Genomic DNA, 21,564 nt, shown 5'->3' with positions numbered 1-21,564 from the left:
GGCCTGTTAATATTAAGTGTATTTTTTTCTGAAAAAAAGAGAATTCTGAGCAAATACCTTGTAAACGCTAACAGTAAATGATATACTAGAAAAGTAAATCAAAAATTAAAGGTAGGAATTTTTCTATGAGTAAAATCGTTGTAGTTGGTGCTAACCATGCTGGTACAGCTTGTATTAATACGATGTTGGATAACTTTGGTCATGAGAACGAAATCGTAGTATTTGACCAAAACTCAAATATTTCATTCCTTGGTTGTGGAATGGCGCTTTGGATCGGGGAACAAATTGATGGCCCAGAAGGTCTCTTCTACTCTGATAAAGAAAAATTGGAAGCAAAAGGTGCTAAAATTTACATGAACTCACCAGTTCTTTCAATTGACTACGATAACAAAGTTGTGACTGCTGAAGTTGAAGGTAAAGAACACAAAGAGTCTTATGATAAATTAATCTTTGCAACTGGTTCAACTCCAATCTTGCCTCCAATCGAAGGTGTTGAAATCGTTAAGGGTAACCGCGAATTCAAAGCAACACTTGAAAATGTTCAATTTGTTAAGTTGTACCAAAATGCAGAAGAAGTCATCGAAAAACTTGCTGACAAGAGCAAACACCTTGAGCGCATCGCTGTTGTTGGTGGTGGTTATATTGGTGTTGAGCTTGCTGAAGCCTTTGAACGTCTTGGAAAAGAAGTTGTTCTTGTTGACATCGTAGATACTGTCTTGAACGGCTACTACGACAAAGACTTCACTCAAATGATGGCTAAGAACTTGGAAGACCATAACATCCGCTTGGCACTTGGTCAAACTGTTAAAGCAATCCAAGGTGACGGCAAAGTAGAACGCTTGGTAACTGACAAAGAAACATTTGATGTGGATATGGTGGTTCTTGCTGTTGGTTTCCGTCCAAACACAGCTCTTGCAGATGGTAAGATTGAACTCTTCCGCAACGGTGCCTTCCTTGTAGACAAGAAACAAGAAACATCTATCCCAGGTGTATACGCTGTTGGTGACTGTGCAACTGTTTATGACAATGCTCGTAAAGATACAAGCTACATCGCTCTTGCATCTAACGCTGTACGTACTGGTATCGTTGGTGCTTACAATGCTTGTGGACATGAATTGGAAGGAATCGGTGTGCAAGGCTCAAACGGTATTTCAATCTATGGTCTTCACATGGTTTCAACTGGTTTGACTCTTGAAAAAGCAAAAGCAGCAGGTTACAATGCAACTGAAACTGGCTTTAACGATCTTCAAAAACCAGAATTTATGAAGCATGACAACCACGAAGTTGCCATCAAGATTGTTTTTGACAAAGACAGCCGCGAAATCCTTGGTGCACAAATGGTTTCACATGATGCTGCTATCAGTATGGGAATCCACATGTTCTCACTTGCTATCCAGGAGCATGTAACAATCGATAAATTGGCCTTGACAGACCTATTCTTCTTGCCACATTTCAACAAACCATACAACTACATCACAATGGCTGCACTTACAGCTGAAAAATAACAATAGCTGAGCTATCTGGCCTTATATTAAGGTCAGATAGTTTTTTATGTTACTGTACCCAGACAATTATTGTTTTTCTATCTTGTACTTCATTCTAATCTGGCTTAAAATGAAATGGTAGCTACCAATACAAATGATGAGGATTGAGAAATGACTGAAAATCGTTATGAACTGAATAAAAATTTGGCGCAGATGCTCAAAGGTGGGGTTATCATGGATGTTCAGAACCCTGAACAGGCTTGTATTGCAGAGGCTGCTGGTGCGGCAGCTGTTATGGCCTTGGAGCGGATTCCAGCTGATATTCGTGCAGCTGGTGGAGTTTCCCGTATGAGCGACCCAAAGATGATTAAGGAAATCCAAGAAGCGGTCAGTATTCCAGTGATGGCCAAGGTCAGAATCGGGCATTTTGTTGAAGCTCAGATTTTAGAGGCTATTGAGATTGACTATATCGATGAGAGTGAAGTACTTGCTCCAGCTGACGACCGTTTCCATGTGGATAAGAAGGAACTCCAAGTTCCTTTTGTCTGTGGAGCTAAGGACTTGGGTGAAGCCTTGCGTCGTATCGCTGAAGGAGCTTCTATGATTCGTACCAAAGGAGAACCGGGTACAGGAGACATTGTTCAAGCCGTTCGTCATATGCGCATGATGAATCAAGAAATTCGCCGTATTCAAAACCTACGCGAAGATGAACTTTATGTAGCTGCCAAGGACTTGCAAGTTCCTGTAGAATTGGTCCAATACGTCCACGAACATGGAAAATTGCCAGTTGTTAACTTTGCAGCTGGAGGTGTGGCAACACCTGCAGATGCTGCGCTGATGATGCAATTGGGGGCAGAGGGCGTCTTTGTCGGTTCAGGTATTTTCAAGTCAGGCGACCCAGTTAAACGAGCAAGTGCTATTGTTAAGGCCGTAACCAACTACCAAAATCCTCAAATTCTGGCTCAAATCTCTGAAGACCTAGGTGAAGCCATGGTTGGTATCAATGAGAATGAAATCCGAATTCTCATGGCTGAGCGAGGAAAATAGATGAAAATTGGAATATTAGCCTTGCAAGGCGCCTTTGCAGAACATGCAAAAGTGCTAGAAAAGTTAGGTGTTGTTAGTGTCGAAATCAGAAATTTAGAGGATTTTCAACAACATCAGAGTGACTTGTCCGGTTTGATATTACCTGGCGGTGAGTCTACAACCATGGGCAAGCTCTTACGAGACCAGAACATGCTGCTTCCCATCCGAGAAGCCATTCTCAATGGCTTACCAGTCTTTGGAACCTGTGCGGGTTTGATTTTGCTGGCTAAGGAAATTACTTCTCAGGAAGAAAGTCATCTAGCGACTATGGACATAGTAGTAGAGCGCAATGCCTATGGGCGCCAACTAGGAAGTTTCTATACAGAGGCAGAATGTAAGGGAGTTGGTCAGATTCCCATGACCTTTATCCGTGGACCAATTATCAGCAGTGTTGGAGAGGGTGTAGAAATTCTAGCAACAGTAGACGATCAAATCGTTGCAACTCAAGAAAAAAATATGCTGGTAACCTCTTTTCATCCAGAATTGACAGATGATGCTCGCTTGCACCAGTATTTTATCAATATGTGTAAAGAAAAAAGTTGAGAAAATGATTCTCAACTTTTTTACATGTAATAAACAATCGCGATATATTGAAGTGCAGATGCTGCTAGGATAAAGAGATGCCAAATCATGTGGAAATAAGGTTTTTTCTTAGCGTAAAATCCAGCTCCAACTGTATAACAGAGTCCACCAGTTACCATGAGACTCCAGAAAATTGGCGTTGTTTGACTGATAATGGCTGGAATGATAGCCAGAACCAACCAGCCCATGATCAAATAAAGAGCAAGGCTGAATTTCTCATTGACCTTTTTAGCAAAGATTTTATAGAGGATGCCAAAGATGGTCGTTCCCCACTGAATGGCAATAATCAGATAGCCAAACCAGTTATTCATCAAAGTTAATACGACTGGTGTATAAGAGCCCGCTATGGCCACATAAATCATAGAGTGATCGATGATTCGCAAAACGTATTTGTGGGTCGAACCATAGGCCATAGAGTGGTAAATGGTTGACGAGAGGAACATGAGAAAGAGACTGATAACAAAGATTGAAACACCAAAAGATGATAAAAATCCGTGTGCTTCATAACTATAGGTGGATGAAATAGGGAGTAGGATGAGCATGATAACGGCACCCACAGCATGGGTCACACTATTAGCAATTTCCTCTCCAAAACTGAGCTTTTTACTGAGTTTTAGACTGGTATTCATTGGATTTCCTCCTCTTCTTTGTTAAGGATTAAGTCTAGAGTTTGATGATAGAGTTTAACCGTTTGACAGCTGGTTTGGATAATAGGATTCTCTGGATCGATCCCATGGTTCATGTAGTCCACAAAAGCATCGTAGAGCTGGTCTGAGCTTGCATAAGTGTGTAGAGTATTCAGTGTCTGAGCGATTTCTTGAATCGAAAAGACAGATTTGAGAGTAGTGATAGCAATCAAACGGGCAATCTGTTTGCGTTGGTATTTCTTCTTGTCAGGCTTTATCAGGTAACCATGTTTGACATAGTTATTGACCATAGATGCGGTCAGGCCCTTTTCTTTATCCGGAGAGATGGGGGCGCAGACTTGATTGACATAAAGCAAAACCTGATCCAGATAGAGGTCAATGTTTGGGATGTCTTCCCATTTTGGGTAGGAAAAGTTAGAATTCATTTCCAACTCCTTTTTATCTAGTTTTAATAACTAGATTATAAAATAATAAAAAACAAAAGTCAAGTTTCAACTGCTTGTAGAAAGCTTTAAATTATGCTATGATGAGAGAAAATAGTTAGAAATGAGGAGAAAAGATGGAGATTCGTTTAGCTTTTCCAAACGAAGTAGATGCAATTATGCAGGTGATGGAGGATGCTAAAAAGTGCTTAGCTGAGTCTGGTAGCGACCAGTGGCAAAATGGCTATCCAAATGCTGACATCATTATTGACGATATCATCTCAGGCCAAGCCTATGTTTCCTTGGAAGAAGGAGAACTGCTAGCCTATGCTGCTGTGACCAAGAGCCCAGAGGAAGCCTATGAAGCCATTTATGAAGGAAGTTGGCAGGGGGGAGAGTCAGAATATCTGGTCTTTCACCGTATCGCTGTGGCAGCAGATGTCCAAGGACAAGGTGTTGCTCAGACTTTCCTAGAAGGCTTGATTGAAGGTTTTGATTATCTAGATTTTCGTTCAGATACACATGAAGAAAACAAGGCCATGCAGCATATTTTTGAAAAGCTAGGATTTCAGCAGGTCGGAAAAGTTCCAGTTGATGGGGAACGTTTGGCCTATCAGAAATTAAAAAAATGAAGCAGAAAAAGTACGCAAAAATGCTCTACCCGTCGCCAATTGGAACCTTATCCTTAGTTGCTGACGAGCAATATCTGTATGGAATTTGGGTACAGGGCCAAACTCATTTTGAAAGGGGATTAGGAGACGAAACGATAGAAGAAGTTGCTAGCCATCCTGTATTAGAGCAAGTTATTTCCTATTTAGATACCTATTTCGAAGGCAGTGTTCAGGATCTATCTGACTTACCCTTGGCTCCCATTGGAACAGATTTTGAAAAGCGAGTCTGGGCTTACTTACAGGACATTCCTTATGGTCAAACAGTAACTTACGGACAAATAGCTCAAGACCTGCAAGTGGCTTCTGCCCAAGCGATTGGCGGAGCAGTGGGGCGTAATCCTTGGTCCATCCTCGTACCCTGCCACCGTGTGCTGGGATCAGGCAATCGTCTGACAGGCTATGCATCTGGAGTCGAAAAGAAAGCCTGGCTCTTGCAACATGAAGGTGTAGCATTTCAAGAAAATAAAAAATAGAAAGAAAAGAAGATGTTAGAATTTATCGAATACCCAAAATGTTCAACTTGTAAGAAAGCAAAAAATGAATTGGATAAACTTGGACTGGAATACCAAAATATCCACATCGTAGAAGAAACCCCAAGTGAAGACGTGATTTTGAACTGGTTGGAAACTTCTGGTTTTGAAGTGAAACAATTTTTCAATACTAGCGGGATCAAATACCGTGAACTGGGCTTGAAAGATAAGGTGGGAAGTTTGTCAAAACAAGAAGTAGCCAAGCTTCTAGCGAGTGATGGCATGTTATTGAAACGTCCAATTTTGGTGGAGAATGGTGCTGTTAAACAAATCGGCTATAGAAAAACCTATGAGGACTTAGGTTTGAGATAGTTTTTATTTATCTCCTTGATAGGTAAAATATATAGCCTCCCTGTTTTAAAGTGTGATAAACTAGAAGATAGACAAAGTCTGATCAGCCCGTAGCAAATAATTTGCTTGCGAGCAGAAGTATGATAGAATGAATCATTATCAGGAGAGGATGTTTTTATGACTGTTACAACATTTTTAGCATCAGATTGGTACCAAAGTTTGATGCAGCTCATTCCGGATGGTAAGCTCTTTAGCTTGCGTTCGGTTTTTGATGGAATTCCAAGGATTGTCCAACAACTGCCTACAACCTTGATGTTGACGCTTGGAGGTGCGATTTTTGGCTTGGTGCTGGCCTTGGTTTTCGCCATTGTTAAAATCAATCGTGTTAAGATTCTATATCCCTTGCAGGCCTTTTTTGTCAGCTTCTTAAAAGGTACCCCAATCCTAGTCCAACTTATGTTGACTTACTACGGAATTCCTTTAGCACTGAAAGCTATCAACCAGCAATGGGGCACTGGTCTCAATATCAATGCGATTCCAGCAGCGCTTTTTGCGATTGTGGCCTTTGCTTTTAATGAGGCGGCTTATGCAAGTGAAACGATTCGTGCAGCCATCCTTTCTGTTAATCCAGGTGAAATTGAGGCGGCACGCAGTTTGGGTATGACTCGTGCGCAAGTTTACCGTCGCGTGATTATTCCAAATGCGGCGGTGGTAGCGACACCGACTTTGATTAACTCCCTTATCGGTTTGACCAAGGGGACTTCTCTAGCCTTTAGCGCAGGTGTTGTGGAAGTTTTTGCCCAAGCTCAGATTTTGGGTGGAGCTGATTACCGCTATTTTGAACGCTTCATCTCCGTTGCTCTTGTTTATTGGGTAGTCAATATCGGAATTGAAAGCCTCGGTCGTTTCATTGAGAGAAAAATGGCTATTTCTGCACCTGATACAGTGTCTACAGATGTGAAAGGAGACCTTCGTTAATGATTAAGATTTCGAATTTAAGCAAATCCTTTTCAGGACAGACTGTCTTGGATCATCTGGACTTGGATATTCAAAAAGGTGAGGTAGTGGCTTTGATTGGTTCATCTGGAGCTGGGAAGTCAACCTTTCTTCGTAGTTTGAACTACCTTGAAACTCCAGATAGTGGAACGATTCAGATTGACAATTTTAAAGTTGATTTTTCTAAGATTAGCCAAGAAGAGATCCTAACCCTTCGTCGCAAGTTGTCCATGGTTTTCCAACAATTTAATTTGTTTGAACGCCGAACTGCTCTTGACAATGTCAAGGAAGGTTTGGTTGTCGTTAAAAAATTATCGGACGATGAAGCAACAAAAATCGCTAAGGAAGAGTTGGCCAAGGTTGGTCTTTCTGACCGTGAAAACCATTATCCTCGCCATTTATCAGGTGGACAAAAGCAACGGGTTGCCCTCGCGCGTGCGCTTGCTATGAAACCAGATGTCTTGCTCTTGGATGAGCCCACTTCAGCCCTTGACCCAGAGTTGGTCGGTGAAGTAGAAAAGTCTATTGCAGACGCTGCCAAGTCAGGTCAGACCATGATTTTGGTCAGTCACGATATGTCTTTTGTAACCCAAGTGGCAGATAAGGTTTTATTCCTAGATAAAGGGAAAATCATCGAGTCTGGCACACCGGATGAAATCATCAATCATCCGAAAGAAGAACGAACAAAAGAATTCTTCGCTAGTTACAAACGAACTTATATTTGATATAATAGAAAAAGGAAAACTCAGTTAGTTGGACTAGCTGAGTTTACTCTTTAAAAAAGATAGAAACGAGAGAGATCATGCTGCTGCAACTGTTTTCTTTATATTTCGAGAGTTTGATCTTAACGACCATCCTTGTCGTGATTTTTCTGGGGATTTGGATTGGATTGAGAGCCATGTCTGGTGTGGACAAGACAGCCAAGGCTCGTCAAGCTCATCTCTATGATATGATTATGATTGGAGTTTTGGTCGTTCCGGTGTTATCCTTTGCCGTCATGAGTTTGCTCTTGGTTTTCAAGGCATAATCCTTGCGTGACTAGCAAGAATAAGTTAGAATAAAGATAGTTACAACAAGAAAGAAGGAATCGAAATGTACGATACGATTATTATCGGTGCTGGACCTGCGGGAATGACCGCTGCCTTATATGCCGCTCGCAGCAATCTGAAAGTGGCTTTGATTGAAGGTGGTCTGCCAGGTGGGCAAATGAATAACACATCTGATATTGAAAACTATCCAGGTTATGCAAATATTAGTGGACCTGAATTGGCTGAAAAGATGTTTGAACCACTTGAAAACCTTGGAGTGGAGCATCTTTATGGCTATGTTGAAAATATTGAAGACAAGGGTGACTTTAAGAAGGTAATCACTGATGATCAAGTTTACGAAACCCGTACTGTCATCGTGGCAACTGGGTCAAAACACCGTCTTTTGGGGGTTCCCGGAGAAGAAGAACTGAACAGTCGTGGTGTTTCTTACTGTGCAGTCTGTGATGGAGCTTTCTTCCGTGACCAAGACTTGCTCGTAGTCGGTGGTGGAGATTCAGCGGTAGAAGAAGCCCTCTTCTTGACTCGCTTTGCCAAGACTGTTACCATTGTTCACCGTCGCGACCAACTTCGTGCCCAAAAGGTGTTGCAAGACCGTGCCTTTGCTAATGAGAAAGTCAACTTTATCTGGGACTCTGTCGTCAAGGAAATCAAAGGTGAAAACCGAGTAGAATCTGTCGTATTTGAAAATGTAAAAACAGGTCAAGTGACAGAGCAAGCCTTCGGTGGTGTCTTTATCTATGTTGGTTTGGATCCTGTTAGCGATTTTGTTAAGGATTTGAATATTCAAGATCAGGCAGGCTGGATCGTAACAGACAATCACATGAAAACTGGCGTTGACGGTATCTTTGCGGTTGGGGATGTTCGCCAGAAAGACCTTCGCCAAGTAACAACAGCAGTTGGAGATGGGGCTATCGCTGGTCAAGAAGCCTATAAATTTATTACAGAACATAGTTAATACACTTCGAAAATCTCTTCAAACCACGTCAGCTTCACCTTGCCGTAGGTATGGGTACTGACTTCGTCAGTTCTATCCACAACCTCAAAACAGTGTTTTGAGCTGACTTCGTCAGTCTTATCTACAACCTCAAAGCAGTGCTTTGAGCTGTCTACGGCTAGCTTCCTAGTTTGCTCTTTGATTTTCATTGAGTATAATCATAAAAAAGTTTCCAATCAGATGACTGGAAACTTTTTTATAGTCTGTTTCGGAAAACTTCGTACATGAGAATGGCTGCAGCAACACTGGCATTGAGGCTTTGAACATGCCCATTCATCGGAATGGTAATCATCTCATCAACCTGTTTTTTGATATTGCTAGAGATGCCTTTTCCTTCATTTCCGATGATGAGGGCGATTTTCCCTTTTGTATTCCACTTGTGGCAAGGAGTACCGTTCATATCCGTTCCAAAGGTCCAGAATCCTTCATCCTTGAGTTTGTCTAGAGTTTGACTGAGGTTGGTCACTCGCGCAATCGGTACATGCTCAATAGCACCTGTGGCCGTTTTGGCAACGACAGGAGTCACTCCGACGGCACGGTGCTTGGGAATGATGACACCTGAAACATTGGTCGCATCAGCAGTCCTTAAGATAGAACCTAAGTTGTGAGGGTCAGTTAGACCATCCAGAATCAATAGAAGTGGATTTTCTTCTTGGCGTGTTTTTGCAAGGATGTGATCCAGATCGCTATAGGCAAATTCGGACACTCGTAGAACAAAACCTTGGTGGACAGCGCCTTCGGTCATTTCAGAGAGGGATTTTTTTGAAGTCCAAGAGATGGATATCTTTTTCTCAGCAGCCAGTTCCTTGACTTTCTCAACATTCTTACCTCGGAGATCTTCTTGGAGGTAAAGTTTGTTTCCAGTGTTTGCAAGGAGGGCTTCAGTAACGGCATGGACGCCATAGACAATATCATTTGTTTTCATGCCTCTATTATAACACAAAACCCCGTCTTGCAACGGGATTTTCTTTATTCGAGGATGAGGAGTCCATCTTTGATAGCAAATGGGTCTTTCTCATTGATACGATCGTAGAACATGATTCCGTTGATGTGGTCAATTTCATGTTGGACAACGATAGAGTTGTATCCTTTGAGCTTGATGCGGTGTTTTTCTCCGTCCTTGTCAAAGTAATCAACAGTGACGCGGGCATGACGAACAACATAGCCTGGAACTACACGGTCGACAGATAGGCACCCTTCTCCTTCACCGAGGGCGGCGTCCTGAACAGAGTGAGAGACGATTTTTGGATTGTACATAACAGCTTGCAGGTCGTAGGCTTCCTGAGGAGTTTCACCTTCTTCCACAATATTGGGCACTAAAACAGCGATAATGCGTTTTGAGATATCTAACTGAGGAGCGGCCAATCCAACCCCACCACGCAAGCCCATTTTCTCAGCCATAACAGGATCCTGAGAATTTTTGAGGAATTGCATCATCTTTTCTCCAAGGATGATTTCCTGGTCAGACAGTGGAAAAGTGACCTCCTCAGCAACCGCGCGTAAAGTTGGGTTCCCCTCACGGATAATATCGTTCATATTAATTAAATGAGCAGCTTTTGTAATACGTTCTATAGCAGACATTTTCTCTCCTTTCATTACCTCTACATGATAACACAAAATAGGCGAGAAAGAAAGTCACAGAAGTTCCTAAAAAATAATATAATAAACGGTATTCCTCTTTTGTCTGTGGTATAATAAAAGAAAAGACTTGCAGTAAAAGCAAGGGGGGAATAAAGATGGAAAAGCGACAAGATAGACGGTCTCATGGTCCTATTTTTGGATTGTTGAAGAGTAGTATTGGTTTCTTTAGGAATTATAAATCTTGGACAAATGCTCAGTTTATTATTGTGTTATTGCTTGCAGTTGCCTTGTCCATGGGATTGAACTTGTTGACCCAAGCAGTACAAGGGAACAAGGGAACAAGTCCGAGTGGTCAAACAGTTGATTCTGCTCAGACGTCTAGTCAGTCTAAGGAAAATCAGTCTGCCGAAACGACAGCTCGTATCATGGCAAATGGTGACCTTCTCTACCATATTCCTATCTACCGAACAGCTCTGAAAGAAGATGGAACCTATGATTTCCATGAAAATTTTGAGTATGTAAAACCCTGGCTCAAACAAGCGGATTTAGTGCTTGGTGACTTTGAAGGAACGGTGAACAAGGACCACTACTTGGCAGGCTATCCTCTCTTTAATGCACCAGGGGAAGTCATGGATGCGATCAAGGATGCAGGCTACCAAGTTCTAGACTTGGCTCATAATCACATCTTGGATTCTCAAATTGAGGGAGTGGTTTCGACAGCAGAAGCTATTGAAAAGGCAGGGATGACACCCATAGGAGTCTACACACATGAATCCCGTGACCAAGCTCCACTAGTTATCAAGGAAGTCAATGGTATCAAGGTAGCTCTCCTAGCCTATTCTTACGGTTTTAATGGCATTGAGCAGTATATCTCTCAAGAGGACTATAATCGCTATCTTTCTGATTTGAATGAAGATAAGATGAAGGCGGAAATCGAGCGTGCAGAGAAGGAAGCGGATATTACTGTCATCATGCCTCAGATGGGAATTGAGTACCAGCTAGAACCAACGGAAGAACAGAAAACACTGTACCACAAGATGATTGACTGGGGAGCAGATATTATATTTGGAGGGCATCCTCACGTCGTTGAACCTGCTGAAACAGTTGAAAAAGATGGTGACAAAAAACTGATCATCTACTCCATGGGAAATTTCCTCTCAAATCAACGCATTGAAACCATGCAAGACGAGGAAAATGCCAAGTGGACGGAGCGCGGTGTTCTCATGGATGTGACCATTAAGAAAAAAGATGGCAAGACAAGGATTGAAACGGCCAAAGCGCATCCTACTTGGGTCAATCGAACACCCAAAGGGACTTACTCTCCAGAAGGCTATCCGCTCTTCCTCTATCAGACCTATATCCTAGAGGACTTCATCGAGGGAGGCAGTCATCGTGACAAGTTGGACGAGGCGACCAAGGAACGAATTGACACGGCCTATAAAGAAATGAATGAACATATAGGGTTGAAGTGGTAGGTGCTCACCCTAAAGGAGATATGATGACGATTAAATTAATTGCAACAGACATGGATGGAACCTTGCTAGACCCGAGAGGTCAGCTGGATCTGCCCCGCTTGGAAAAGATTTTAGATCAGCTGGATCAAAGGGATATCCGTTTTGTCATTGCGACGGGAAATGAGGTTCATCGAATGAGGCAATTATTAGAACACTTGGCGAGTCGAGTGATCTTGGTTGTTGCTAACGGTGCTCGTATATTTGAGTATGATACATTACTTCAAGCTCAGACCTGGGATGATGCTATGGTTGACAAGGCTCTCCTTCATTTTAAAGGGAGAGAGTGTCGAGATCAGTTCGTCGTTACCAGTATGAATGGGAGTTTTGTCAAGAAAGGAACTGTTTTTACAGAACTTGATAAATTTATGACTCCTGAGATGATTGAAAAACTCTATCGGCATACAAACTTTGTTGAAGAGCTCAGATCGGATCTCTTTGGTGGAGTGCTTAAAATGAGCATGGTCGTTGGTGAAGAACGATCAAGTTCTGTTTTGCGGGAAATCAATGACCTCTTTAATGGGCATGTAAGAGCTGTTTCCAGTGGTTATGGTTGTATCGATATCCTACAGGCTGGTGTTCACAAGGCTTGGGGATTGGAAGAATTACTCAAGCGCTGGAATTTGCAATCGGAACAAGTCATGGCTTTTGGTGACAGTGAAAATGATGTCGAAATGTTAGAGCTGGCTGGAATTGCCTATGCGATGGAAAATGCAGATGATAATGTCAAGGCAGTTGCGACTGCCCTAGCACCAGCTAACAGCCAGGCGGGCGTTTATCAAGTTCTAGAGAATTGGTTAGAGAAAGAGGGATAGGGTGGCAGTACAGTTATTAGAGAATTGGCTCTTAAAGGAGCAGGAAAAAATTCAAACCAAGTATCGTGAATTGAATCAAGTATCTGTTCTAGAGCCAGATATCATCTTTATTGGTGATTCGATAGTGGAATATTACCCTCTTCAAGAGTTGTTTGGGGTTGCCAAGACGATTGTTAATCGGGGTGTCCGAGGCTACCAGACGAGATTGTTATTAGAGAATCTAGACGCCCATCTGTATGGTGATGCTGTCGATCAAATTGTTCTCCTAATTGGGACAAATGATATTGGAAAAGATATTCCCATGAATGAAGCCTTGGATAATCTCGAGCGTGTAATCCAATCGATTGCCCGAGATTATCCGCTATCACAAATAAAGCTCCTTTCCATTTTGCCAGTCAATGAGGGAGAGAGATACAAGCAGACTGTTTATATCCGAACCAATGAAAAGATCAGAGAATGGAATCAAGCCTATGAGGCTCTAGCATCCGCCTATATGCAGGTAGATTTTGTGCCTGTTTATGATAGTTTGACAGATACAGAAGGACAACTCAAAAAAGACTATACAACAGATGGCCTCCATCTAAGTGTAGCCGGTTATCAAGCCTTATCAGAAGCCTTAAAAGGGGTTCTTTTCTAAAGAAACGGCTTGATTTTGCATTTTTTTTGAAGATAGGTTATAATAGTTCTAACATCCTGGGGTCGTTACGGATTCGACAGGCATTATGAGGCATATTTTGCAACCCGTGTGGCTACGTAAACGCTCAGTTAAATATAACTGCAAAAAATAACACTTCTTACGCTTTAGCTGCCTAAAAACCAGCAGGCGTGACCTGATTTGGATTGCTCGTGTTCAATGACAGGTCTTATGATTAGCGAGATACGATCAAGCCTTGTCTAGTGGTTTGATAAGAGATTAATAGACTCGCAGTTCCTAGGCTTGAGTTATGTGTCGAGGGACTGTTAAAACAATACATAACCTATGGTTGTAGACAAATATGTTGGCAGGTGTTTGGACGTGGGTTCGACTCCCACCGGCTCCATTATTCTTTCACCAACCTTGGAAAAACGTTGTTAAATCAACGTTTTTTGTTTTTGCCTTTGGTATTCCTTGGTATTCTTTTTTTAAAAAGGGATAGAAAAAAAGATACAACATTTGTTGTATCTAAAAAATAATTTTTCTTTTCTACGGAAGACATGGGATTCGAACCCACGCACGCTGTTATACGCCTACCGCGTTTCCAACACGGCCTCTTAAGCCTCTTGAGTAATCTTCCAATACTTACTCAAATAGTCTACCATAAAGCCACTTATCTTGCAATAAAAATTTTGGAAATGAGAAAAATGATAGATTTTGAAAGAAAATGATAAAAAATGCTTGACTTTGGTAGGGATTGTGCTAGAATGAATAGTGTAAACGATAACAGGAGGTGATTTGGTGTTAAAAACTGAGCGGAAGCAACTGATTTTAGAGGAGTTAAATAAACATAATGTAGTTTCCCTAGAAAAATTGGTTAGTCTATTAGAAACATCAGAATCAACGGTACGAAGAGATTTGGATGAGTTGGAGGCAGAAAACAAGCTTCGCCGTGTGCATGGTGGAGCAGAATTACCCCACTCCTTGCAGGAAGAAGAAACCATCCAAGAAAAATCTGTCAAAAACCTTCAAGAGAAGAAGCTACTGGCTCAAAAAGCAGCCTCTCTTATTAAGGAACAAGATGTTATCTTTATTGATGCTGGAACGACAACTGCTTTTTTAATCAAGGAATTGGTTAATAAGAATATCACAGTTGTTACCAACTCCATTCACCATGCGGTTCAGTTGGTTGAAAAACAAATTCCAACTGTCATGGTTGGAGGAAGTGTCAAGATGGCAACAGATGCATGTATCGGGGGCGTTGCTCTTAACCAAATCAATCAATTGCACTTTGACCGTGCCTTTATCGGGATGAATGGTATCGACGATGGTTATTATACGACTCCAGATATGGAGGAGGGAGCCGTTAAGCGTGCTATTTTAGAGAATGCCAAACAAACCTATGTCTTGGTTGATTCGTCAAAGATTGGTCAAACTTGCTTTGCCAAGGTAGCACCTCTCAAACGCGCCATTGTTATTACAAATCAAGGGCATGAGCTCTTGCAGGCTATTAAGAAGAAAACGGAGGTAATAGAAGTATGATTTATACAGTCACACTTAATCCATCCATAGACTATATCGTGCGCTTGGACCAAGTTCAAGTCGGCAGTGTCAATCGTATGGACAGTGATGATAAGTTTGCTGGTGGGAAAGGAATCAATGTTAGCCGTGTTTTGAAGCGCTTGGATATTCCTAATACTGCGACTGGATTTATCGGTGGATTTACTGGTAAATTTATCACAGATACCCTTTCAAAAGAAGAAATCGAAACTCGTTTTGTCCAAGTAGCAGAAGATACTCGCATCAATGTCAAGATTAAAGCAGACCAAGAAACAGAAATCAACGGGACTGGTCCAAATGTGGAACCGGCTCAGCTAGAAGAGTTAAAAGCCATTCTTTCAAGTCTGACAGCAGAAGATACGGTTGTGTTTGCGGGTTCGAGTGCTAAGAACCTAGGCAATGTTATCTATAAGGATTTGATTGCATTGACACGCAAGACTGGTGCCCAAGTGGTTTGTGACTTTGAAGGACAGACCTTGATTGATAGCTTGGACTATCAGCCACTTTTGGTCAAACCAAATAATCACGAGCTTGGAGCTATCTTTGGAGTGAAACTCGAAAGTTTAGATGAAATCGAGAAATATGCTCGTCAGTTACTGGCCAAAGGAGCTCAAAACGTCATTATCTCTATGGCTGGTGACGGTGCCCTTCTTGTCACATCTGAAGGAGCATACTTCGCTAAGCCCATCAAGGGAACAGTGAAAAATTCAGTCGGGGCTGGTGACTCAATGGTCGCTGGGTTTACAGGTGAATTTGTCAAATCTAAAGATGCAGTAGAAGCCTTCAAATGGGGAGTTGCTTGTGGAACAGCAACGACCTTCTCAGATGACTTGGCAACAGCGGACTTTATTAAAGAAACATATGAAAAAGTTGAGGTAGAAAAACGATGAAAATTCAAGACCTATTGAGAAAAGACGTCATGTTGCTGGATTTGCAAGCAACTGAAAAAACAGCAGCTATCGAAGAGATGATTCATAGCTTGGTAGATCACGGTTATGTGACAGATTTTGAAACCTTTAAAGAAGGCATTTTAGCGCGTGAAGCTCTCACTTCCACTGGCTTGGGTGACGGAATCGCTATGCCTCACAGCAAGAACTCTGCTGTCAAAGAAGCGACGGTTCTCTTTGCTAAGTCAAACAAGGGTGTTGACTATGAAAGCTTGGATGGGCAACCTACGGACCTTTTCTTCATGATTGCGGCTCCAGAAGGTGCCAATGACACTCACTTGGCAGCCTTGGCAGAATTGTCTCAATACTTGATGAAAGACGGTTTTGCTGACAAACTTCGCCAAGTAACATCTGCAGATCAAGTTATCGAACTATTTAACCAAGCTTCAGAAAAAGCTGAGGATCCTATCCCAGTACCTGCTAATGACTCTGGCGACTTTATCGTAGCTGTTACAGCTTGTACAACAGGGATTGCCCACACTTACATGGCCCAAGAAGCCCTTCAAAAAGTAGCTGCTGAAATGGGTGTTGGGATCAAGGTTGAAACCAACGGTGCAAGTGGTGTTGGAAATCAACTAACTGCAGAAGATATCCGTAAGGCTAAAGCAGTTATCATCGCAGCTGACAAGGCTGTTGAGATGGATCGTTTCGATGGAAAACCTTTGGTTAATCGTCCAGTTGCAGACGGTATCCGTAAGACAGAAGAGCTGATCAACTTGGCCCTATCAGGAGATGCTGAAGTTTACCATGCTGCTCATGGAGCAAAAGCTGCAACAGCTTCTAATGAAAAACAAAGTATAGGTGGTGCCTTCTACAAACACTTAATGAGTGGTGTATCACAAATGTTGCCATTCGTTATCGGTGGTGGTATCATGATTGCCCTCGCCTTCTTAATCGACGGAGCTTTTGGTGTACCACAAGATAGTCTTGGTAATCTCGGATCCTACCATGAGCTAGCTTCCATGTTCATGAAAATCGGTGGCGCTGCCTTTGGCTTGATGCTCCCAGTCTTTGCAGGATATGTTGCCTACTCTATCGCTGAAAAACCTGGTTTGGTCGCTGGTTTTGTGGCTGGTGCTATTGCCAAAGAAGGTTTTGCCTTTGGTAAAATTCCTTATGCTGCAGGTGGTGAAGCAACTTCAACTCTTGCAGGTGTCTCATCTGGTTTCCTAGGTGCCCTTGTTGGTGGATTTATCGCAGGTGCTTTAGTTCTTGCCATCAAGAAATACGTTAAAGTTCCTCGTTCACTTGAAGGTGCTAAATCAATCCTTCTCTTGCCACTTCTTGGAACTATTTTGACAGGATTTGTCATGCTGGCTGTCAACATTCCAATGGCAGCAATCAACACTGCTATGAATGACTTCCTTGGCGGACTTGGAGGAGGCTCAGCGGTCCTTCTCGGTATCGTTCTTGGTGGTATGATGGCTGTCGACATGGGTGGACCTGTCAATAAAGCAGCCTATGTCTTTGGTACAGGTACGCTTGCAGCGACTGTTTCTTCAGGCGGTTCTGTAGCCATGGCAGCAGTTATGGCTGGAGGAATGGTGCCTCCACTTGCAATCTTTGTCGCAACTCTTCTTTTCAAAGACAAATTTAGCAAAGAAGAACGCAACTCTGGTTTGACAAACATCATCATGGGCTTGTCATTCATCACTGAGGGAGCGATTCCTTTTGGTGCAGCTGACCCAGCTCGTGCGATTCCAAGTTTCATCCTTGGATCGGCAGTAGCAGGTGGACTCGTTGGTCTTGCAGGTATCAAACTCATGGCACCACACGGAGGAATCTTCGTTATCGCCCTAACTTCAAATGCCCTTCTTTACCTTGCCTCTGTCTTGGTAGGCGCAATTGTAAGTGGTGTGGTTTATGGTTACCTTCGTAAACCATTAGAAAAATAATCACAAATACTCAAATGACTGAACACGAAAGTGGGCAGTCATTTTTTGATGATGGAGTTAGGGAGAACGGTCTTCAAAGTGATATAATAGAGGTAAATCTTAGAGAATTTAAATGATAGAATGCTGAAGTTCTACAAATATCTTAGAGGAGATAAGTGTCATGAGTGATTCTAGAAAAGAAGGAATCGACAAACTAGAAAAGGAACAGTTCGGTCGCAAAAGTCTTACAAAAGAAGCGTTACAAGGAACCTATGCCAGCTTGGTGGAGGAAGATTTTCCTGATTCTAAACGAATTCATTTTATAGCTGATTTAGGTAGGAGCCCAGAAATTGCCTTTCATTTTGAACTCATTTGCAACGATTGGGAGGAAGGAACTGACCTAAATTTTGAAGCAAGTTTTGACCAGCATGGGCAGGAGGGAATAGACTATCTTTTGGAAACTCTCAATCAAGAGGAAGATGAGAGTCAACGCATTTTGATTGTTTATTTCCTAGCGAAAATCCTTTCCAAAGTAAGACATAGAGATTTTTATGCATCTTCTTGCAAGCAAGTACTTCCTGTTCTAATCTCTCTTTTACCTAGTTCAGAAGCTTCGAATCGTAGAAAGCTAATCATTGCCCTAGGTTGGATTGGTTCAATAAGTGAGATAGAAATCTTAGGGCAACATCTCTTGACTGACCAAGATGCACTTTGTCGTGCCTGGTCTGCCAGTAGTTTGATGCAATTATCTTTTCATCAAGTTGAAAAAGAAGTCTTGATGGAGAAAACGAAGGATTTGTTTCGAGAGGCGATTCCAGAAGAAAAGGACTTTCGGGCTTGTGCTCTGATGATAGAAGCAGCTCAAGTTTTATTTGGGAAAAAATGGATTCCTACATCTGCTGTAGAGAAGTTGGAAATCGAAAAGATTGAGAAGGCAAGAAAATCAGCAATTAGATTTTTGAAGAAGTAGTGAGACAAGGTTGTTGAAAAATCATATAGAATAGAAAATTCAGAAATATCAACGAAAGATGATTGTGTCTAGTAGATGCAGTCATTTTTTTGATTTCTCTAGATGTTTCTGAAATATGGTATAATAGAAGCATGGCAAACAAGAATACAAGTAAAACAAGACGGAGACCGTCTAAAGCAGAACTCGAAAGAAAACAGGCTATCCAGAGGATGTTGATTTCCTTAGGAATTGCCTTATTGTTGATTATTGCAGCTCTCAAGCTTGGTGCTGCGGGTATCACCCTTTATAATCTCATTCGACTGTTAGTCGGAAGTTTAGCTTATGTGGCTATAGGTGGCCTCCTCATCTATCTTTTTCTTTTTAAATGGATACGCAAGCAAGAGGGGCTTCTGTCAGGATTTCTCTGTATCTTTGCTGGCTTGCTCTTGATTTTTGAGGCCTATCTTGTCTGGAAGTTTGGTTTGGAGCAGTCAGTTCTAAAAGGGACCTTGGCTCAAGTTATGACGGATCTGACTGGTATCCGGGTGACTAGCTTTGCTGGTGGAGGTCTGCTAGGTGTTGGACTTTACATCCCCATATCCTTTCTTTTCTCCAATATCGGATCGTACTTTATTGGAGTTTTTTTGATTCTAGTTGGGGCTCTCTTGGTCAGTCCTTGGTCTATTTATGATGTTGCAGCCTTTATTGGAGCTCAGTTCAGATCCTTCATGGAAAAACAGGAACAGAGAAAACAGGAACGCTTCATCAAGAGAGAAGAAGATAAGACTCGTCAAGAAGCTGAAGAAGCAGCAAGAATCAAGAGAGAACAAGAAGAACAGGATGCACTACCGCTTCCTTCTGTAGATCCTGAAACTGGAGAAATCTTACCAGAAGTTCCAGACTATGATCTTCCACCAATTCCTGAAAAAGAATGGAGTGAACCCGAGATTATCCTCCCTCAAGCTGACGTTGAAGTTCCAGACGAGAAAGAAGATTTTGAGGATGAAGAGGTGCAGGTTGATTTTTCTGCTAAGGAAGCCCTTGAATACAAGCTGCCAAGCTTGCAACTCTTTGCGCCAGATAAACCCAAAGATCAGTCCAAGGAAAAGAAGATTGTTCGAGAAAATATCAAAATCTTAGAAGAAACCTTTGCCAGCTTTGGTATCAAGGTAACGGTTGAACGGGCTGAAATCGGCCCATCAGTAACTAAGTATGAAGTCAAGCCAGCAGTGGGAGTCCGAGTTAATCGCATTTCTAACTTGGCTGACGACTTAGCGCTAGCTTTGGCGGCCAAGGACGTCCGGATTGAAGCACCAATACCTGGTAAATCCTTAGTCGGCATTGAGGTTCCTAACTCAGAAATCGCGACTGTTTCCTTCCGAGAACTCTGGGAACAGTCTCAAACAAAACCAGAAAATCTCCTCGAAATTCCTCTGGGTAAGGCTGTCAATGGAACTGCTCGCACCTTTGACCTTTCCAAAATGCCCCACTTACTTGTTGCAGGTTCAACGGGATCAGGGAAGTCAGTCGCAGTTAATGGTATTATCGCTAGCATTCTTATGAAAGCAAGACCAGACCAGGTCAAGTTTATGATGGTGGATCCAAAGATGGTTGAGTTATCGGTTTATAACGACATTCCCCATCTCTTGATTCCCGTTGTGACTAATCCACGCAAGGCCAGCAAGGCTCTGCAAAAGGTTGTGGATGAGATGGAAAACCGTTATGAACTCTTCGCTAAGGTTGGTGTACGAAATATCGCTGGTTACAATGCCAAGGTCGAGGAATTCAATGCCCAGTCTGAGTACAGACAAGTACCGCTGCCTTTAATTGTTGTCATTGTAGATGAGTTGGCAGACCTCATGATGGTGGCTAGCAAGGAAGTGGAAGATGCCATTATTCGTCTCGGACAGAAGGCGCGTGCCGCAGGGATTCACATGATTCTCGCAACGCAACGTCCATCAGTCGATGTTATCTCTGGTCTTATCAAGGCCAATGTCCCCTCTCGTGTGGCTTTTGCAGTTTCATCAGGCACAGATTCACGAACCATCTTGGATGAGAATGGAGCAGAAAAATTGCTCGGTCGAGGAGACATGCTCTTTAAACCAATCGATGAGAATCACCCAGTCCGTCTGCAAGGATCCTTTATCTCGGATGATGATGTTGAACGCATCGTAAACTTCATCAAGGCTCAGGCGGATGCGGACTATGATGAGAGTTTTGACCCAGGTGAGGTTTCTGAAAATGAAGGAGAATTTTCAGATGGTGAAGCTGGTGGCGATCCGCTTTTTGAAGAAGCTAAGGCTCTGGTTATCGAGACGCAGAAAGCCAGTGCTTCGATGATTCAGCGTCGTTTGTCGGTTGGATTTAACCGTGCGACCCGCCTGATGGAAGAACTCGAAATGGCAGGTGTCATCGGTCCAGCTGAGGGAACCAAACCACGAAAAGTATTGCAACAATAAAAAATAGCTTCTTTCCAAAGCTGGAAGGAAGCTATTTTAGTAGTTATTGATTGCTTTTGTTTTCGGAACTAGTCGTTTTGGACGAGTTTCCACTATCAGTTGTTTCTTTTGTTGAGGAAGGTGTAGAAGAATCCTGAGTTGTTATTTTCTGTTCTTCTTTTTTCTCCTCTTTCGTGTTGGATTGAGAAGTTTCTTCTTGCGGGATATTTTCTTTAGTAGAAGTGTTGTCCTTGTTAGGTGTAGTATTTTCCTGAGGGGATTCCTTTTGAATCTCCTTGACAACAGTTGTTTGGGTTGTCGTCGGTTCTTTTTTATTGTTTTTGCTATTATCCATGGCGTTCATGATGGTGATAGTAGCGGTGATTAGGCCAAGGATACTACCGATGGTAGCAATCGTTTTTTGAAAGACAGTAAATCCCTTTTTGATGTGTTCTGTTTTTGGTTTTGAAGTTCTATGATAGTTAGACATGATACTCTCCTTT

23 protein-coding genes, 1 tRNA gene and 1 other RNA gene are annotated in these 21,564 nt (G+C 42.3%); 19 read left to right on the top strand and 6 right to left on the bottom strand.

The annotated features are described in order from the left end of the window. Positions 1–125 precede the first annotated feature (125 nt). The 3 genes from nox to pdxT all read left to right on the top strand — a co-directional run bounded on the left by nox (position 126) and on the right by pdxT (position 3,113). Positions 126–1,505 carry a H2O-forming NADH oxidase gene (gene nox / locus B7725_RS07840; RefSeq protein WP_000036760.1) on the top strand — a complete coding sequence of 460 codons (1,380 nt, stop codon included), beginning with the start codon at positions 126–128 and terminating at the stop codon, positions 1,503–1,505. A gap of 150 nt (positions 1,506–1,655) precedes the next feature. Further along, on the top strand, positions 1,656–2,531 hold the full coding sequence (pdxS, locus tag B7725_RS07835; RefSeq protein WP_084875517.1) for a pyridoxal 5'-phosphate synthase lyase subunit PdxS: 876 nt from the start codon (positions 1,656–1,658) through the stop codon (positions 2,529–2,531). Beyond that, positions 2,532–3,113, top strand: a complete 582-nt coding sequence (gene pdxT, locus B7725_RS07830; RefSeq protein ID WP_084875515.1) for a pyridoxal 5'-phosphate synthase glutaminase subunit PdxT — start codon at positions 2,532–2,534, stop codon at positions 3,111–3,113. A 20-nt stretch (positions 3,114–3,133) separates the two neighbouring features. Here the strand turns inward: pdxT and trhA are convergent, their stop codons facing one another. Next, a complete protein-coding gene (trhA, locus tag B7725_RS07825; protein ID WP_001097972.1) occupies positions 3,134–3,781 on the bottom strand; it encodes a PAQR family membrane homeostasis protein TrhA in 648 nt (215 codons plus the stop codon). Beyond that, on the bottom strand, positions 3,778–4,224 hold the full coding sequence (locus B7725_RS07820; RefSeq protein WP_084875513.1) for a DUF1836 domain-containing protein: 447 nt from the start codon (positions 4,222–4,224) through the stop codon (positions 3,778–3,780). The genes trhA and B7725_RS07820 overlap by 4 nt, the downstream gene beginning before the upstream one ends. A 134-nt stretch (positions 4,225–4,358) precedes the next feature. Here B7725_RS07820 and B7725_RS07815 point away from each other — a divergent pair, with 134 nt between their 5' ends. The 7 genes from B7725_RS07815 to trxB all read left to right on the top strand — a co-directional run bounded on the left by B7725_RS07815 (position 4,359) and on the right by trxB (position 8,713). Continuing rightward, the gene (locus tag B7725_RS07815; protein ID WP_061597823.1) at positions 4,359–4,853 is read left to right on the top strand and encodes a GNAT family N-acetyltransferase; all 495 of its coding nucleotides are present in this window, start codon (positions 4,359–4,361) and stop codon (positions 4,851–4,853) included. Then, complete coding sequence (locus B7725_RS07810; protein ID WP_061597822.1) at positions 4,850–5,365, top strand: methylated-DNA--[protein]-cysteine S-methyltransferase; 516 nt, start codon at positions 4,850–4,852, stop codon at positions 5,363–5,365. Before B7725_RS07815 ends, B7725_RS07810 begins: the two co-directional genes overlap by 4 nt. A gap of 12 nt (positions 5,366–5,377) precedes the next feature. Beyond that, positions 5,378–5,734: an arsenate reductase family protein gene (locus B7725_RS07805; RefSeq protein WP_061597821.1), complete on the top strand. Its 357-nt coding sequence runs from the start codon at positions 5,378–5,380 to the stop codon at positions 5,732–5,734. Positions 5,735–5,890: 156 nt separating this feature from the next. Continuing rightward, a complete protein-coding gene (locus tag B7725_RS07800; protein ID WP_084875512.1) occupies positions 5,891–6,691 on the top strand; it encodes an amino acid ABC transporter permease in 801 nt (266 codons plus the stop codon). Continuing rightward, positions 6,691–7,434 carry an amino acid ABC transporter ATP-binding protein gene (locus tag B7725_RS07795; protein ID WP_084875510.1) on the top strand — a complete coding sequence of 248 codons (744 nt, stop codon included), beginning with the start codon at positions 6,691–6,693 and terminating at the stop codon, positions 7,432–7,434. Before B7725_RS07800 ends, B7725_RS07795 begins: the two co-directional genes overlap by 1 nt. A 77-nt stretch (positions 7,435–7,511) precedes the next feature. Then, a complete protein-coding gene (locus tag B7725_RS07790; protein ID WP_000926603.1) occupies positions 7,512–7,736 on the top strand; it encodes a DUF4059 family protein in 225 nt (74 codons plus the stop codon). Positions 7,737–7,801: 65 nt separating this feature from the next. Beyond that, complete coding sequence (gene trxB, locus B7725_RS07785; protein ID WP_084875508.1) at positions 7,802–8,713, top strand: thioredoxin-disulfide reductase; 912 nt, start codon at positions 7,802–7,804, stop codon at positions 8,711–8,713. 235 nt (positions 8,714–8,948) lie between these two features. Here trxB and rlmB read toward each other — a convergent pair whose 3' ends face one another. After that, positions 8,949–9,677 carry a 23S rRNA (guanosine(2251)-2'-O)-methyltransferase RlmB gene (rlmB, locus tag B7725_RS07775; protein ID WP_084875505.1) on the bottom strand — a complete coding sequence of 243 codons (729 nt, stop codon included), beginning with the start codon at positions 9,675–9,677 and terminating at the stop codon, positions 8,949–8,951. A 44-nt stretch (positions 9,678–9,721) separates the two neighbouring features. Then, the gene (gene def / locus B7725_RS07770; protein WP_001272963.1) at positions 9,722–10,333 is read right to left on the bottom strand and encodes a peptide deformylase; all 612 of its coding nucleotides are present in this window, start codon (positions 10,331–10,333) and stop codon (positions 9,722–9,724) included. A gap of 155 nt (positions 10,334–10,488) precedes the next feature. Here def and B7725_RS07765 point away from each other — a divergent pair, with 155 nt between their 5' ends. From B7725_RS07765 to ssrA, 4 genes are all read left to right on the top strand, one after another. After that, positions 10,489–11,808, top strand: coding sequence for a CapA family protein (locus B7725_RS07765; RefSeq protein WP_084875504.1), 1,320 nt, complete (start codon positions 10,489–10,491; stop codon positions 11,806–11,808). A 23-nt stretch (positions 11,809–11,831) separates the two neighbouring features. After that, entirely contained in the window at positions 11,832–12,659 is an 828-nt protein-coding gene (locus B7725_RS07760) for a Cof-type HAD-IIB family hydrolase (RefSeq protein ID WP_084875502.1), read from the top strand. Between the two features lies 1 nt (position 12,660). After that, positions 12,661–13,296 (top strand): SGNH/GDSL hydrolase family protein, encoded by a 636-nt coding sequence (locus tag B7725_RS07755; protein ID WP_084875500.1) that lies wholly within the window; start codon positions 12,661–12,663, stop codon positions 13,294–13,296. 58 nt (positions 13,297–13,354) lie between these two features. Next, positions 13,355–13,702: a transfer-messenger RNA gene (gene ssrA, locus B7725_RS07750) on the top strand. 143 nt (positions 13,703–13,845) lie between these two features. Here ssrA and B7725_RS07745 read toward each other — a convergent pair. Next, positions 13,846–13,933, bottom strand: a tRNA-Ser gene (locus B7725_RS07745). Between the two features lie 161 nt (positions 13,934–14,094). Between B7725_RS07745 and B7725_RS07740 the strand changes: the two genes are divergently transcribed. The 5 genes from B7725_RS07740 to B7725_RS07720 all read left to right on the top strand — a co-directional run bounded on the left by B7725_RS07740 (position 14,095) and on the right by B7725_RS07720 (position 21,082). Beyond that, the gene (locus B7725_RS07740; protein WP_084875499.1) at positions 14,095–14,835 is read left to right on the top strand and encodes a DeoR/GlpR family DNA-binding transcription regulator; all 741 of its coding nucleotides are present in this window, start codon (positions 14,095–14,097) and stop codon (positions 14,833–14,835) included. Beyond that, positions 14,832–15,743: a 1-phosphofructokinase gene (gene pfkB, locus B7725_RS07735; RefSeq protein ID WP_084875497.1), complete on the top strand. Its 912-nt coding sequence runs from the start codon at positions 14,832–14,834 to the stop codon at positions 15,741–15,743. The genes B7725_RS07740 and pfkB overlap by 4 nt, the downstream gene beginning before the upstream one ends. After that, complete coding sequence (locus tag B7725_RS07730; RefSeq protein ID WP_084875496.1) at positions 15,740–17,695, top strand: PTS fructose transporter subunit IIABC; 1,956 nt, start codon at positions 15,740–15,742, stop codon at positions 17,693–17,695. The genes pfkB and B7725_RS07730 overlap by 4 nt, the downstream gene beginning before the upstream one ends. 160 nt (positions 17,696–17,855) lie before the next feature. Next, a complete protein-coding gene (locus B7725_RS07725) occupies positions 17,856–18,644 on the top strand; it encodes a HEAT repeat domain-containing protein (RefSeq protein WP_001285303.1) in 789 nt (262 codons plus the stop codon). A gap of 131 nt (positions 18,645–18,775) precedes the next feature. Then, positions 18,776–21,082 carry a DNA translocase FtsK gene (locus B7725_RS07720; RefSeq protein WP_084875494.1) on the top strand — a complete coding sequence of 769 codons (2,307 nt, stop codon included), beginning with the start codon at positions 18,776–18,778 and terminating at the stop codon, positions 21,080–21,082. A 43-nt stretch (positions 21,083–21,125) separates the two neighbouring features. Here B7725_RS07720 and B7725_RS07715 read toward each other — a convergent pair whose 3' ends face one another. Next, positions 21,126–21,551 (bottom strand): DUF6556 family protein, encoded by a 426-nt coding sequence (locus B7725_RS07715; RefSeq protein WP_084875492.1) that lies wholly within the window; start codon positions 21,549–21,551, stop codon positions 21,126–21,128. Positions 21,552–21,564 lie beyond the last annotated feature (13 nt).

It is taken from the genome of Streptococcus oralis subsp. tigurinus, assembly GCF_002096275.1.
In the GTDB taxonomy this organism is placed as follows: domain Bacteria; phylum Bacillota; class Bacilli; order Lactobacillales; family Streptococcaceae; genus Streptococcus; species Streptococcus oralis_CN.
Note: the sequence above shows the minus strand (reverse complement) of the source record. Positions and strands in the feature narration are given on the sequence as shown.